Raw genomic sequence first — 14,475 nt, 5'->3', positions numbered from 1 at the left:
CTGGTTCCCCCGCCAGGAAGCTCGGGTCTCTAGAAACCAAAAAGCCGCCTGACGCGGCGGCTTTTGAGGTGTCTATGGGGTGAACAAGATCCTACGCAGCCGCCGGTATGTCGGTGACGTAATAAAAATACACGAAGGATGCGCTCATCTTGGTCATGCCAGCTTAAATGCGTTAGGGCGGGAAAAGAGTCAAGCCTGTTGTGTTCGTGACGTTCCAGACCCCGGCAAGTGTAACCGGAATGCCTCAAGGCTGCGCGCGGTCAAGAAATCCCACCTGACCCTGTGCGAAAGGCGTGCGCTTGCGCACATCTGGCCGCGTTACGACAACCCGAGTTTCCGTTCGCCGCGATCCAGGATAACCGGAACGATCAGGTCTTCCTCGTCATCCAGATGGCGCATCAGGCCGGAGATCAGGGTGTCGCTGACACCGGCGAAACTGTCGGCCGCGCGGCGAATGGCATCGCGGTCTTTCGTCTGCAATTGCCCGAACAGCTTGTTGGCGCTCTTGATCACCGCCTCAATGCGATGATGGATCAGTTCGTGGTCGCCCTCCAGCAGCTCGAAGCCATCCACCAGGCGCTTTTCGGCTTCCATGAATACAGGGAAATAGTGCTCATCCTCGATCATGTGGTGGTGATGCAGCTCACTGAGAAACTGTTGCAGACGCGGGGCAAAGAGGTTGCCGAAACGGTTTACCGGGAGCCGTTGTTCGCGGAAGTCGGTCAAGATCGTATCCAGGTCAGCACCGAGCTGACGGAAGCCGTTATGCCGTGCGAGCCAGAATTCGGTCAGTGGGCCGAGGTTCCGGTGACCCGGCCAGTCTTGGCGCGGATGTTCTTTCAGAAGGAACAGCCACTCTTGCGGAAGTCCGGTCCGTTCATCCAGATTGGTGGTGTTGGTCATGGGTTTCAGGTCCGGTCAGAGAGAAGGTTTGCCGACCTTATACGCATGTTTTGGCCTGTCATGCGGAAACAGTGTGTTCACTCCCCGGGAACAGACGTCACTGCACCAGTTTGCCCAGCACCTTCCAGAGCGCTTCGGTGTCCCCCGGCTCCAGATGCCTTGTGAATTCGGTTTCCACCGCTGCCCGGTAACACGGCCACATGGCCTTCAAGAGCGTCTCCCCTTCCTGGGTCAGACGCACCGAGACACCTCTGCCGTCTTCCGGGCTCTTCAGCTTTTCGATGTAGCCGGCAGCCACCAGCCGATCGAGCAGGCGCGAAACATTGTACTGGGCCAGCAGCATCCGCTTTTCGATTTCGACCGGTCGCAGAGTTTTGTCCTCTGCCCGGCTTAATTCCAGCAGCACATCGTACCAACCAAGAGGTGGGAAACCGGCCGCCTTCAGGCGTGCCTCGACCCGTGCCAGCACGTTGCCGCTTGCACGCTGCAGACGGGCCCAGGCGTCGATGGCCTGAGGGACGGTTTCGGCGGAATTGCTCATGGCCAAGCAATAGAAAATTTATGCAATTGCATCAATCTTGATTTTTCATGCATATGCATCCATCTTGATGCAGATGCATGAAAAGGAGTTTCCAGATGCCCGACACACTTACCCTGATCAGCCATGCGCTTTGCCCTTACGTGCAGCGCGCGGCGATCGTCCTTCATGAAAAGAATGTTCCGTTTGACCGGGTTACCATCGACCTTGCCGACAAACCTGACTGGTTCCGCGCGGCCTCACCACTCGGCAAGGTGCCGCTGCTGAAACTGGGTGGTGATCGCTATCTCTTCGAATCCGCCCCGATCGTCGAATTCCTGGACGAGACAGAAGGGAGCCGACTGCACCCGGAGGACCCTGCCGAACGCGCGCGGCACCGGGCCTATATCGAATTCGCCTCGCAGATCCTGAACGGTATCGGCGCGCTCTACAACGCCAGGGACGACACCGGGTTTTATGCTGCGGGTGAAGCACTTCGTGCAAAGTTCCGTCATCTGGAAGGCGAACTTGATCCGGACGGTCCCTTCTTCGCCGGCAGAGCCTTTTCGCTCGTCGATGCGGCTTTCGCCCCGGTGTTCCGATATTTCGATGTCTTTGAGACGTTCTTGACGCTTGAAATGTTTGACGACCTCGACCGGGTTCTTGCGTGGCGTAGCAAGCTTGCGGCCCGTACATCGGTTCAAGAAGCAGTCACTGCGGACTATCCAGCTCTTTTGACCGCCTTTCTGCAAAACCGAAATAGCTGGATCTCCCAACTTCTCGACTTGCGCAGCCGGGATCGATCACTCCTGGTCGCACACTGAGGCCTTCAAGCGCAGCCGGACATGGCTCCGACTGCGCCCGCTTCAGGCGAAGGCTGCGCCGAGTTTGCCCAACTCACCTTTGAGGTCCGTCCATCTGTCCGGCGTCGTGGTTAGTGTCGCAGGATCCCTGATTTCGACGTCATAGCCCCGGTTCAACGCACCTTTTGCGGTCAGCTGAACGCAGTGACAGGCATCAAGCCCAACCAGGACCAGCCGCCCGATCCGCTTTTCCTCAAGCCAGGCTTCAAATTGCGGACTGGAGAAACTGTCACCGATCGACTTCTCAAAGACCGGAGCATTGCCGACAGCAAGTGTTCGGTCGAGCTTCAAACCGTCTCGCCCCGGTGTGCCGATACCGCCCGCCGACATCTTCATGGCCACGATCACCGGCCAGTCGCGGAAGACATTCTTGACGAAAGCGACCTGGTGGCCTGCCATCCGATGCACTTCCACCTGGCGCCCTATTTCGGCAAGCACGGCGTCTCTCTGGCCTGGGTCAAAAGCGTGTTTGCCGGTGTTCCTGGTGAAGTCCTCCTGCACGTCGATGACCACCAGAGCTGTGCCCGGCCGCATTGACCTGTCGATACTTGCGCCCTTTGTCGGCATTCCCAGCCGCCGCAGGCAATAAACGATATAGGCGACAACACCTGCGGCACAGAGCCCGGCCGCAATCCAGATACCGGTCATGTGACCTCTCCTGTTCGTGAAATTATTCCAGTGCCTTGGGCCGATCCGGGTCATCCTCGAACGCGGCAAAATGATCAAGCATGGTGCAGAGCACCCGTTGCGTGGAACGCAGATCGTCGTCCGAGAAGAGCTCGCAGACTGTCTCGATTTCGTCAGTCTCCCGTGCCCGGATTTCGCCGAACCGGTCGTGCCCCGCTTCGTTCAAGGCAAACAGTGGTGATCGCTTGTGCGCCGGATTGGCCCGGCGCTCGACCAATCCCTGCTCTTCCAGAGCGTTCATCACGAGCTGGATCTGCTGACGGGCAAGAAACAGCGCCCGGCCGATCTCGGGTACCGCCATCGGCCCAGCCTCCTCCAGCACTTCCATGACCGCTCGCATACCGACGGTCACGCCGGTTCCCTCCAGCTTGGCCTCCACCGCCCGCGCAAGCCGGCGGTGCACGGGGCGTATCAGGCGGATGATTTCATAAAGCTCGACGGACTTCTTCATAGGCACCTCATTTGACAATTTATATGTCATTTTGACATCTATATTGTCAATAAGATTTTTGAACGCCCCTGTGTGTCATCACGCTGGAACCGAAGGCCCTAAGCCGGCCGTTTCGATCCCGGTGAAAACCAGGTTCCGTGCCTTGGCGAGGGTTTGGAGCTATACTGCCGGTCCCGTTCGTAGTCTGGAGCGAACCATGAGCAATCAGGAAGGCGTCCCCCGAAACGGAACATTTGCCGAGCGATACGACAGTGTCATGGTGCCGGTGATCTTTCAGCCTTGGGCACAAGAGCTGCTCCAACGGCAACCACCCCAAACCGAAGACCGGATCCTGGACCTTGCGTGCGGCACCGGTGCGGTAATCCGTGAAGTCGCGAGCCTTGGGAACGGGTTCGCAAAACTGGCCGGCGTGGACATGAGTGCGGGAATGCTGGCCGTTGCAGCCGAAAAGGCCAGCGTAAACGGGATAGACGCAGAATGGTTCGAGGCGACCGCAGGCGATCTGCCGTTCCCTGATGGCGGCTTTGACCTGGCGTACTGTCAGCAGGCTTTGCAGTTCTTCCCCGATCGTGTCGGAGCCCTGCGCGAACTTCACCGCGTTCTGGCACCCAGGGGCCGCGTCGCCTTCTGCGTTTCCCGCGGTCTGTCAGAAAATCCTCTGCTGATGGCGCAGGCAACCGCATTGGAAAAACACGTCGGCGCAGAGGCGGGGGCAGCCGTTCGTGCGATCTGCCAACTCTCCGACCCTGAAGAAATACGATCGAACTTTGAAGAAGCCGGGTTTCTGGATATCCAACTGGAGACAGTTTCACTGACGCTTCATCACCCGGATGGCCGTGCGTATGCCGCCGGAGCCATGGGCGGCATGCATACCGGAGACAAGCTCTCCAGGCTATCCGAAGACGACAGGAACGCCTGCTTCAATGATTTCCTGAAAGAACTGGGCCCCTGTTTTGACGGCAAGGCAATCCGGTTTCCTCACGTCTCCAACGTGGTGACAGCGCACACCTGAGCGACAGGAAACAAAAAACCCCGGCCGAAGCCGGGGTTTTCATCCTTGAAAATTCGTCCACGTGCTACTCGGCAGCAGCCGGGGTCACTTCGGCCGGAGCCGGCTCGGTCCATTTCAGGACCGGCTTGCGAGCTGCACCCGTTTCGTCCAGACGGCGTCGCGGGGCAAGGTACGGTGCACCGGAGAAGCGTTCCGTTTCGCCGCGCTTTGCGCTCATCACGAGATCGCGCATGGTGGCGACAAAAAGATCGAGCGCAGCCCGGCTTTCCGATTCCGTCGGCTCGATCAGCATCGCGCCATGGACAACCAACGGGAAGTACATGGTCATCGGATGATAGCCTTCGTCGATCATCGCCTTGGCGAAGTCGAGCGTGGTCACGCCGGTGTCCTTCAGGAAGCTGTCGTCGAACAGCACTTCGTGCATGCACGGACGCTCGCCAAAGGGCAGGCTCATCAGGTCCTGCAGGCCGATGCGAATATAATTCGCATTGAGCACCGCATCTTCAGACGCCTGCCGCAGACCGTCGGAGCCGTGGCTCATCATGTAGGACAGAGCCCGCACGTACATGCCCATCTGGCCGTGGAACGCGGTCATGCGGCCGAACGGCTGCTCGCCGTCCTTGGTGGCAGCTTCGGTTTCGACCAGTTCTACACCTTTTTCCGTCTTGCGGATGAACGGCAGCGGCGCGAAAGGCGCCAGTCTCTGGGACAGGACGACCGGACCGGAACCCGGGCCACCGCCGCCGTGAGGCGTCGAGAAGGTCTTGTGCAGGTTGATATGCATGGCGTCGACGCCAAGATCCCCCGGGCGAGCCTTGCCGACGATGGCGTTGAAGTTGGCGCCATCGCAGTAGAAATAGGCATCTGCCTTGTGAATCAGATCGGCGATCTGCTTCACTTCCCGTTCGAACAGCCCACAGGTGTTCGGGTTGGTCAGCATGATGCCGGCGATGTTGCCTTCGTGTTCGGCAATGGTCTTCTTCAGTGCCTCCAGATCGACGGTCCCGTCGTCCTTGGCATCGATGTTGACGACCTTGTAACCCAAGAGCGCTGCCGTTGCCGGGTTGGTGCCATGAGCGCTTTCCGGCACCAGAACGATCTTCGGATCACGGCCGGCAGCGGTGTGGGCTGCCTTGATCGCCATCATGCCGCACAATTCGCCATGAGCACCGGCTTTCGGGCTCATCGCAACGGCGGAGGTGTTGGTGGACACCATCAGCCAGTGGGCAAGCGCATCGATCAGTTCCAGTGCGCCGGGCACCGAGGAGACCGGCTGAAGCGGATGGATGTCCGCGAAGCCCGGCAGGCGGGCCATCTTCTCGTTGAGGCGCGGATTGTGCTTCATCGTGCACGAGCCGAGCGGATAGAGACCGCTGTCGATGGCATAGTTGTTCCGCGACAGGCGCACATAGTGGCGCATGGCTTCCGGTTCGGCGAGGCCAGGCAGACCGATCTCGGCCTTGCGCTTGAAGCTGCCAAGCTCGAACTCGGCGCTTTCGTCCTCGTCGAGATCGACACCGGTTGTTTCCAGCGAGCCGAATTCGAAAATCAGCGGCTCTTCCATATCGAGACCACGGTTGCCGGTGAAAGTCTTCGGGCGGAAAGCATCCCCGGCATCACCTGCTGCGGTCGGGCGGCCTTGCGTGTTCATGCTCATGCCAGCACCTCCTTCAGCGCGTCCGCAAAGGCCGCGCGGTCTTCATCCGTATTGACTTCGGTCGACGCGACGACCAACAGGTTCGCGAGATCCTTGTTGCCCGGCTCCAGTCGAGAAACCGGCAGGCCAGCGAGAACGCCCCGTTCGGCCAGTTGCTCGACCACGTCCTCGGCCACCTTCGGCAGCGCAATCGTGAACTCGTTGAAATAGGCCGAGTTCAGAACCTCGACACCGGACACGCCGGCAAGAAGCTTCTTCAGCTTGACCGCATTGCCGTGGTTGATGCGGGCGAGTTTGGTCAACCCGGCCTGCCCCAGCAGCGACATGTGAATGGTGAAGGCAAGGCAGCAGAGACCGGAGTTGGTGCAGATGTTCGACGTTGCCTTGTCGCGGCGGATATGCTGCTCGCGGGTGGACAGCGTCAGCACGAAACCGCGCTTGCCTTCCGCATCCACCGTCTCACCGCAGAGCCGGCCCGGCATCTGGCGGACATATTGCTGGCGGGTGGCGAAGAGGCCGACATAAGGACCACCGAAATTGAGGCCGTTGCCGATGGACTGGCCTTCACCGACCACGATGTCGGCGCCTTGTGTTCCCGGCGGTTCGATCAGGCCGAGCGACACCACTTCGGTGAAGACCGCGATCAGCAGCGCCTTGTGCTGGTGCGCCTTTTCGGCAATCGGCTTCAGGTCGATCAGCTGGCCGTAGAACGACGGCGACTGGACGACAACGCAAGACGTCTCGTCATCGATCTGTGACAGGATGTCTTCGGTGCCCGTCGGGTCTGCCGGCAGGCTGACGACCCGATCGCCAGCCATGTTGGACAGGCCTTCGACGACTTCCCGGTACTGCGGATGCAGCCCGCCGGAAAGCACGGCCTTGTTGCGCTTGGTCACCCGGTGCGCCATCAGCACGGCTTCACCCGTGCCGGTGGAGCCGTCATACATGGACGCGTTGGCGACATCCATTGCGGTAAGGCGCGCTACCTGGGTCTGGAACTCGAACAGGTACTGAAGCGTACCTTGCGTGATTTCCGGCTGATAGGGCGTATAGGAGGTCAGGAACTCCGACCGCTGGATCAGGTGGTCGACCGTTGCCGGCACATGGTGCTTGTAGGCACCTGCGCCGACGAAGAACGGAACGGAGCCGGCCGCAGTGTTCTTCGATGCCATGGCCGAGAGCTTGCGCTCCACTTCCATTTCGCTGGCTCGTTTGGGAAGGTCGAGCAGACCCTTCATGCGAACGTCTTCAGGGATGTCCGCAAAGAGTTCATCGACGGATTTGACGCCGACCCGCGCGAGCATATCGCTGCGGTCGGTATCGTTCAAAGGCAGGTAGCGCATCAGGCAGCTCCCAAGGGTTTGATCAAAAATCGGACCGGCGAAAACCACGCTCTCGCTTCATCAGCCCGGAACCGGAGAACTGACAAGCTTCCGGATACGGGCTCCCCGTTTCCTGCTCGGCGCGGTGGCGCCGTGCAGACGCACAGAGAAGAGAACTGGTCACCATCCAGAACAGGGAACCGGCTGCGACTTCGTGCGGCCGGTTCCGGAAAGTCACGGTGCGACAAGGCGGAGCGGTTCGGGCTCCACAACGATCTCGCACTTCACGGAGTTGGCTATGAAACAGACGTCATGCGCCTTTTCATGCAGATCGGTCAGCCAGGTCGGATCCGGGTCCTCGGCTGCAACCAGCGTGATAACCGGCCGCAGCACCACTTTCGTGATTGCCATCTTGCCCCGCGCCACCCGGCTCATTTCGCCCTGGGCACGGTCGCTGTAACTGGCGACAACGAAATTCGCCCGCCGGGCAAGATCCAGGAAGGACATCATGTGGCAGGACGAGATAGCGGCGACGAAAGCCTCTTCCGGATCGACGGCGGCCTCAATGGAATATGGCAGGGGTACCACCGTGGGCGAAGCGCTTGCCGGGATCTCCAGACCACCGTCAAAACGCCAGATGTGCCCTCTGGAATAGGCGTTTGCGGCATAGTCGCCGTCGCATGCCCATTCCACCTGTGCCGTGTAGTAGTGCCCTGCCATGAATTACAACGTCTCCACGTACGCCTTGTAGGCTGCCGCGTCCATCAGGTCGGACAGCTGATCCGCATTGCCGACGGTCATCTTGATGAACCATGCAGCGCCTTCGGGATCTTCGTTCACCTTGGCCGGCTCGTCCACCAGCGCATCGTTGGCTTCAACGACTTCACCGTCGATCGGAGCGTAGACTTCACTGGCAGCCTTGACGGATTCAACGACAGCGGCTTCATCGCCCTGTGACAGCGCCTTGCCGGCTTCCGGCAGTTCGACGTAAACGACGTCGCCGAGCTGCTCCTGCGCGTAAGTCGTGATGCCGATGGTGGCTTTGTCGCCATCTACGGCGATCCACTCGTGGTCCTTGGAGTAATAGGTGGTCATATTGTGCGTCCGTTATCTGGAAAGATTTATGCTTTGGGTTTGCGGTAATACCGGTTCGGAACAAACGGCATGTCCGCGACGGTAGCGGGCAAGCGCTTGCCTCTGACGATCAATTCAAGTGGCGTGCCAGTTTCGGAGTGCTCCACCGGGACATAGCCCATTGCGATCGGGGCACCCACGGTCGGTGCGAAACCGCCGGATGTCACGGTGCCGATCACCGGCCCGTCGGGCAGTGCGATCTCGGCTCCTTCCCGCGCAGGTGCCTTGCCATCGAGGCGCAGGCCGACGCGGACACGGCCCGGTCCCTTTTCGAGTTCACCCTGAATGCGTTCGGCGCCCGGAAAGCCCCCTTCTTCTCGGCGGCGCTTCTGCATGCAGAAGGTGATGGCGCCCTCAACGGGAGACGTCATCTCGTCAATGTCGTGTCCGTAGAGGCACAGCCCTGCCTCAAGACGCAGGCTGTCGCGAGCCCCGAGCCCAATCGGTTCGACCCTGTCGTCGGCGAGCAGTGCACGGGCAATCGCTTCAGCAGCACCGGCAGGCACGGACATCTCCACGCCGTCCTCGCCGGTATAGCCGGCACGGGCAACGTGGCAGTCGATTCCGTCAAACTCCATCGGTGCGGCGGCCATGAAGCCAAGTTCGGCCGCCTTGGGCGCATGTGCTGCGACCGCAGCCACGGCTTCCGGTCCCTGAACCGCGATCAATGCACGATCGTCGATCACTTCAAGGGTCACGTTTTCAGGCAGTCTGTCGCGGAAATGGGCGTAGTCGACATCCTTGCGGGAGGCATTGACCACCAGCATCAGCTTGCCGTCTTCTGCTTCGGACAGCGGCCGGGTGACCATCAGATCGTCGATAATGCCGCCTTCGTCGTTGAGCAGCACCGTGTAGCGCTGACGGCCGTGGCCAAGTTCGACGAAATTGGACGGGGTCAGCGCTTCCAGAGCCCGGGCCGTCGTTTCGTGATCGGGACCGATCAACAGGGCCTGGCCCATGTGGGAGACGTCAAAAAGGCCGGCCTTCGTGCGGGTCTGCTGGTGCTCGGCCATGATGCCGGCCTTGTACTGCACGGGCATGGAATAGCCGGCAAACGGCACCATGCGTGCACCCAGTTCCACATGAAGGTCGTGAAGAGGCGTTTGTTTCAGATCTTCGTCTGCAACGGTTTCCGCCATGAACGGTCCTCGTATTCGGGGTTGCGCAGTCCCGAACCGGCCCGCATGGGTCCTGATCCGTCTGCACCCCCTCTGTCCGAGTACCTGAGAGATTTCCCGACCGGCGCCGATGACGCCTTTCGGTTACTCCTTCGGTGAGCAGTCCGCAAACCCACTTGCGGAGCACTGCTTTCCAGAGCGTTGCAGTTCATGCGGTCCTTCTGCCTGAGAGTTTCCGGGGCGGTTGCTCCTTCGGCGCCAGGATCCTTTCACCCGGCCTCTCCCGCATAAACATTGACGTGTTTCCACGCCAACCGGGGGACGACCCCGATTGGGGCCGGATTGTGCGAGGCAGACATAGTCTTGTCAATATGCGACATGCAGCCCCCGCAATTTTGCCGGTGCACAATTTTAGGCATCGACTTGCAAGGTGTGCACGATCAATGGCCGGCCGGCTTCCATCTTCCCGGCCAGGCCTCAAATTCAGTCGAACCTGATGTGCTGCGTGCGTGGCCGGGCCTTAGCGGCGACGGCCTTCGTCAAAGCCGAAGACAACCTTGGCGTCCGCACCTGCCGGGATCGTGAATTTCTCTTCGATCAGCGTCCAGGTTTCGCTTGGCGAGTTCGCTCCAAGCGTGACCGGAATTTTCACGATCTCGGAGCTGAGCGGCTTGGCTCCGCTGCCGCCGGGCACAATGGCGACGCGCATCGGCAGAACCACTTCGCCGCCCTTCCAGGCAGGACCGGAGGTGACATCGCCGGACAGGCCCAGCTTCATGCGGCGGCTACCGTCCGGCTGCTGCGTGCAGGTGTTGGCCCAATCCTTGACGGTGGCCTGGTAAAGCAGACCCTGCGGGTCATCGTCCTTGCCGCGAACGTACTTGCGGATCAGGAAGGTGTTGGACTGAAGCTGCAGCGCAGGACAGGGAACCGGCGGGGCGAAGGTCTCAGGAGAAATCTCGATCGGCTGCTGGCCACCGGAAATAACCTTGCCCGCAACACCGTCAGCGGCACTCATACACCCCGCAAGAGCCGCGGCGGAAAGGCCCACGGCCATAATTGTCTTCAGGGTCTTGCCGGAGACGGCGGGAATCGCACTGATCATCTTCATTCCATAAAAATGCAACAATTGTCGGCGGAGCTTCATAGCAGGTGAAGAATTGCTTGGCGAGGCTTGTCAAACGCAAACCTTCAAGCAGCTCATTGTGGCTGAATTGGTTCAGCTTGCCGCACATCCCTTGACACAGCGTGGCTGCGAGCCCTTATTGCGCGCAGAAACGATCCTCGAAAGAGCATGATGACCGAGAGCAAACAGGAAAAAACACCGCTTGCCATTCACCTTTGCGCGCCCCGAGGGTTCTGCGCCGGTGTCGATCGCGCGATCCAGATCGTGGAACTCGCCCTGGAAAAATACGGCAGTCCGGTCTACGTCCGTCACGAGATCGTGCACAACAAGTTCGTGGTGGACGGGCTGAAGGCCAAGGGCGCTGTGTTCGTGGAAGAGCTGGAAGAAATACCGGCCGGGCACACCGACAGACCGGTGATCTTCTCTGCGCACGGCGTCCCGAAATCCGTCCCGGAAGACGCCCAGAGCCGCAAGATGTTCTATCTCGACGCCACCTGTCCTCTGGTCTCGAAGGTCCACAAGGAAGCGGAAATCCATTTTCGCCGGGACCGCGAGATTCTGCTGATCGGCCATGCGGGGCATCCTGAAGTGATCGGCACCATGGGCCAATTGCCCGAGGGCACCGTCAGCCTGATCGAGACTGAAGACGACGCGCGTGCCTTCACGCCGAAGACCGACCGCCCCCTCGCCTATATTACCCAGACCACCTTGTCCGTGGACGACACGGCCGGGATCGTGGCTGTGCTGCAGGACCGGTTCCCGCAGATTGTCGCTCCGCACAAGGAGGACATCTGCTACGCAACCACCAACCGTCAGGAAGCGGTCAAGCATGTGGCGCCAAAGGTCGACGCAATGATCGTTGTCGGCGCCCCGAACTCCTCCAACTCGCAACGCCTGCGTGAAGTTGCGGAACGGGCCGGGTGCAGGACTGCAGTGCTGATCCAGCGCGCAAGCGACATCGACTGGCACGATTTCGAAGGTATCACGTCGTTGGGTCTGACAGCAGGCGCATCGGCCCCCGAGACCCTGGTAGAGGAAATCATCGCGGCATTTGCCGACCGGTTCGACGTCAACGTCGAGACGGTGCGTACTGCCGAAGAAACGATTTCCTTCAACCTGCCGCGGGAGCTGCGCGAGATGATCGCCTCCTCCCAGGCCGCTGCCGGATAACCCCATGGCTGTTTATACCGAAGTAACCGATGAGGAACTGAACGACTTCATCGGCAGCTACGATGTCGGACGTCTGTTGTCATTCAAGGGCATTGCCGAAGGCGTGGAGAACAGCAACTTCCTGGTCCACACGGACAAGGCGTCCTACATCCTGACGCTGTACGAAAAGCGCGTGAACCCGGACGATCTGCCTTATTTTTTGAACCTACTGCAGCATCTGGCCGCAAAGGGCCTGTCCTGTCCGACGCCGGTCCCTTCGAGGGACGGCAAACTTCTGGGCACACTCGCCGGCCGACCGGCCGCGCTGGTCACCTTTCTGGACGGCATGTGGGTCAAGCGGCCCAAAGTGGATCATTGCGCCGAGCTGGGCCGGGCCATGGCAGAGTTGCACCTGGACGGCGCCGATTACGACGGGTTCCGCAAGAACGCACTCGACGTCAGCGGCTGGCGGCCCCTGTTCGATCAATGCGGGGAGCGCAGCGATACGGTTCATCCCGGTCTCGGTGCAGAGATCGCCAGCGAGCTGGACCATGTGGAAAAGGTCTGGCCCAGGGACCTTCCGGGCGGGGTGATCCATGCGGATCTGTTTCCCGACAACGTGTTCTTTCTGGGCAACGAACTTTCCGGGCTGATCGATTTCTATTTCGCCTGCAACGATGCCTTTGCCTATGACATTGCCATCTGTCTCAACGCATGGTGCTTCGAGCAGGACATGTCGTTCAACGTGACCAAGGCAAAGGCCCTGCTCAAGGGCTATGCCGCCGTGCGACCGTTGAGCGAGGCTGAATACGATGCCTTGCCGACCCTTTGCCGGGGTGCGGCCCTGCGTTTCCTGCTGACACGGCTCTATGACTGGCTGAGCGTGCCGGAAGGTGCGCTGGTTACGCCGAAGGATCCGCTGGAATATCTGAAGAAGCTCCGCTTCCACCAGAGCATTTCCTCCACGCAGGCCTACGGGTTGGAGCGATGACGGAGAGCAACAACCGGGTCACGATCTATACGGACGGCGCTTGTTCCGGCAATCCTGGCCCGGGCGGCTGGGGTGTCATCCTGCGGTTCGGGGAGCACGAGAAAGAGCTTTCCGGGGGCGAGTCGGAAACCACCAACAACCGTATGGAGCTGATGGCCGCCATTGAGGCGCTGAATGCCCTCAAGCGCCCTTGTGCGGTCGACCTTTATACCGACAGCACATACGTGCGCAGCGGCATCAAGGAATGGATGTACGGCTGGAAGCGCAAGAATTGGCGCACGGCTGCCAACAAGCCGGTAAAGAATGCGGATCTCTGGCAAGCTCTTGACGCCGCAAGGGAACGTCATGACGTTACCTGGCACTGGGTCAAGGGACATGCCGGCCATCCGGACAATGAACGCGCAGATGAACTGGCGCGCGGCGGAATGGCCCCGTATAAGAGCGGCGAAAAAACGAATCCTGTCTGATGAGCAGAGGATTTTGAGTGAGACTTTTCTGGTGGTCCGGCGCAGCAGCAGTGCGCACAATGGTTCCGGATATGGCCGGAAAGGTTCTGATCGTGGCCAACCCGACCTCGGGTGGCTATAGCGCCGAATTTCTGGATGACGTGCGCAATCGCCTGGAAGATCTCGGATGCAAGACCGAGATCCGGTTGACGAGACGCGCAGGCGAGATCGGCGACATCTGCGCGGATCCCTCGCTACCTGTGCAGACGCTGGTGGTCGCCGGCGGAGACGGCTCCGTCAACGAGGCCCTGACCGGATTTCAGAACCACCCCGCCCCGCCGCAACTGGGCATCATTCCCTTCGGCACCGCCAATGTGCTTGCCCTTGAACTTGGCCTCCCGCGCAATACGAAGGCAATTGCCGAGCTGATCCGACGCGGCAAGACCAGGCAGTTGCACTATGGCCTTGCCAACGGCAGGCCTTTTGTACTGATGGCCTCTGCCGGGTTCGATGCCGAAGTCGTTCACGCCGTGCCGCTTTCCCTGAAACGGCGCCTTGGCAAGCTCGCCTATGTCATCACAGCGCTTCGGACCGGTTTCAAACGCAAGAGCGCCTCGCTGAAAGTTATCCTGGACGGTGAAGAGCTGACCGGCAAACTCGCGGTAGCCAGCAACGCCCGCCACTATGGCGGCCCCTTTGTCATCTGTCCCGGCGGGGCGACCGATCCCGGCCTGCATATGCTGGTTCTGGAAAGGGACGACCCCTGGTCGTCCTTCTGCTACGGTGTCGCGCTCTTGATGGGCCGCATCCACAAAGCCAAGGGCGCTTTGGTGCGCCCGTTCAAAACGGCTTCCATTCTGGCAACAGGTGCCGTGGCTGCACAGGTGGACGGCGATCCCTTCGGTGCAACGCCGCTGGAAATCCGGCAAACGGACAAGACCGTTCCCATCCTGGCACCTTGACGCGGAAACGGCGCGGCATCGCCTCCTCGCCTTCCAACCCCAACGACATCAACTCCCTCTGTCATTGCAGGACTTGCCCCTGCAATCCAATTCGTGACCTCGGCGACCCCGAAGCCCTTGCGGCTGGATAGCGCACG

Annotated in this window: 16 protein-coding genes and 1 riboswitch; of the genes, 6 read left to right on the top strand and 10 right to left on the bottom strand. The window is 60.3% G+C overall.

Annotation, left to right across the window (positions count from 1 at the left end):
• Positions 1-318: 318 nt before the first annotated feature.
• Complete coding sequence (locus tag Q666_RS62275) at positions 319-903, bottom strand: hemerythrin domain-containing protein (protein WP_023001994.1); 585 nt, start codon at positions 901-903, stop codon at positions 319-321.
• Positions 904-1,000: 97 nt separating this feature from the next.
• Positions 1,001-1,444 carry a MarR family winged helix-turn-helix transcriptional regulator gene (locus Q666_RS62270; protein WP_023001995.1) on the bottom strand — a complete coding sequence of 148 codons (444 nt, stop codon included), beginning with the start codon at positions 1,442-1,444 and terminating at the stop codon, positions 1,001-1,003.
• A gap of 95 nt (positions 1,445-1,539) precedes the next feature.
• Between Q666_RS62270 and Q666_RS62265 the strand changes: the two genes are divergently transcribed.
• On the top strand, positions 1,540-2,244 hold the full coding sequence (locus tag Q666_RS62265; protein WP_023001996.1) for a glutathione S-transferase family protein: 705 nt from the start codon (positions 1,540-1,542) through the stop codon (positions 2,242-2,244).
• A 42-nt stretch (positions 2,245-2,286) separates the two neighbouring features.
• Here the strand turns inward: Q666_RS62265 and Q666_RS62260 are convergent, their stop codons facing one another.
• Both Q666_RS62260 and Q666_RS62255 read right to left on the bottom strand, forming a co-directional pair.
• Positions 2,287-2,931 carry a cysteine hydrolase gene (locus Q666_RS62260; RefSeq protein ID WP_023001997.1) on the bottom strand — a complete coding sequence of 215 codons (645 nt, stop codon included), beginning with the start codon at positions 2,929-2,931 and terminating at the stop codon, positions 2,287-2,289.
• Between the two features lie 22 nt (positions 2,932-2,953).
• Entirely contained in the window at positions 2,954-3,421 is a 468-nt protein-coding gene (locus Q666_RS62255; protein ID WP_023001998.1) for a MarR family winged helix-turn-helix transcriptional regulator, read from the bottom strand.
• 196 nt (positions 3,422-3,617) lie between these two features.
• On the opposite strand from Q666_RS62255, the gene Q666_RS0134275 reads away from it, so the two are divergent.
• Positions 3,618-4,433: a methyltransferase domain-containing protein gene (locus Q666_RS0134275; RefSeq protein ID WP_023001999.1), complete on the top strand. Its 816-nt coding sequence runs from the start codon at positions 3,618-3,620 to the stop codon at positions 4,431-4,433.
• A 64-nt stretch (positions 4,434-4,497) separates the two neighbouring features.
• Here Q666_RS0134275 and gcvPB read toward each other — a convergent pair whose 3' ends face one another.
• The 6 genes from gcvPB to Q666_RS62225 form a co-directional block, all read right to left on the bottom strand.
• Entirely contained in the window at positions 4,498-6,090 is a 1,593-nt protein-coding gene (gene gcvPB / locus Q666_RS62250) for an aminomethyl-transferring glycine dehydrogenase subunit GcvPB (protein ID WP_023002000.1), read from the bottom strand.
• A complete protein-coding gene (gene gcvPA / locus Q666_RS62245; protein WP_031269726.1) occupies positions 6,087-7,433 on the bottom strand; it encodes an aminomethyl-transferring glycine dehydrogenase subunit GcvPA in 1,347 nt (448 codons plus the stop codon). The genes gcvPB and gcvPA overlap by 4 nt, the downstream gene beginning before the upstream one ends.
• Positions 7,434-7,646: 213 nt before the next feature.
• Positions 7,647-8,132, bottom strand: coding sequence for an OsmC family protein (locus Q666_RS62240; RefSeq protein ID WP_023002002.1), 486 nt, complete (start codon positions 8,130-8,132; stop codon positions 7,647-7,649).
• A gap of 3 nt (positions 8,133-8,135) precedes the next feature.
• On the bottom strand, positions 8,136-8,507 hold the full coding sequence (gene gcvH, locus Q666_RS62235; RefSeq protein ID WP_023002003.1) for a glycine cleavage system protein GcvH: 372 nt from the start codon (positions 8,505-8,507) through the stop codon (positions 8,136-8,138).
• Between the two features lie 26 nt (positions 8,508-8,533).
• Positions 8,534-9,685: a glycine cleavage system aminomethyltransferase GcvT gene (gene gcvT, locus Q666_RS62230; RefSeq protein WP_023002004.1), complete on the bottom strand. Its 1,152-nt coding sequence runs from the start codon at positions 9,683-9,685 to the stop codon at positions 8,534-8,536.
• Positions 9,686-9,867: 182 nt separating this feature from the next.
• Positions 9,868-9,960, bottom strand: a riboswitch (glycine riboswitch).
• Positions 9,961-10,184: 224 nt separating this feature from the next.
• Positions 10,185-10,769 carry a hypothetical protein gene (locus Q666_RS62225; RefSeq protein WP_031269728.1) on the bottom strand — a complete coding sequence of 195 codons (585 nt, stop codon included), beginning with the start codon at positions 10,767-10,769 and terminating at the stop codon, positions 10,185-10,187.
• A 189-nt stretch (positions 10,770-10,958) separates the two neighbouring features.
• Between Q666_RS62225 and ispH the strand changes: the two genes are divergently transcribed.
• The 4 genes from ispH to Q666_RS62205 are packed head-to-tail and all read left to right on the top strand — an operon-like array spanning position 10,959 to position 14,338.
• Positions 10,959-11,960, top strand: coding sequence for a 4-hydroxy-3-methylbut-2-enyl diphosphate reductase (gene ispH, locus Q666_RS62220; RefSeq protein WP_023002006.1), 1,002 nt, complete (start codon positions 10,959-10,961; stop codon positions 11,958-11,960).
• Positions 11,961-11,964: 4 nt separating this feature from the next.
• Positions 11,965-12,930 carry a homoserine kinase gene (thrB, locus tag Q666_RS62215; RefSeq protein ID WP_023002007.1) on the top strand — a complete coding sequence of 322 codons (966 nt, stop codon included), beginning with the start codon at positions 11,965-11,967 and terminating at the stop codon, positions 12,928-12,930.
• Entirely contained in the window at positions 12,927-13,397 is a 471-nt protein-coding gene (gene rnhA, locus Q666_RS62210; protein WP_023002008.1) for a ribonuclease HI, read from the top strand. The genes thrB and rnhA overlap by 4 nt, the downstream gene beginning before the upstream one ends.
• Positions 13,398-13,414: 17 nt before the next feature.
• A complete protein-coding gene (locus Q666_RS62205) occupies positions 13,415-14,338 on the top strand; it encodes a diacylglycerol kinase family protein (RefSeq protein WP_208993949.1) in 924 nt (307 codons plus the stop codon).
• Positions 14,339-14,475: the final 137 nt, after the last annotated feature.

Source organism: Labrenzia sp. C1B70 (genome assembly GCF_000475395.1).
Lineage (GTDB): Bacteria > Pseudomonadota > Alphaproteobacteria > Rhizobiales > Stappiaceae > Roseibium > Roseibium algicola.
Note: the sequence above shows the minus strand (reverse complement) of the source record. Positions and strands in the feature narration are given on the sequence as shown.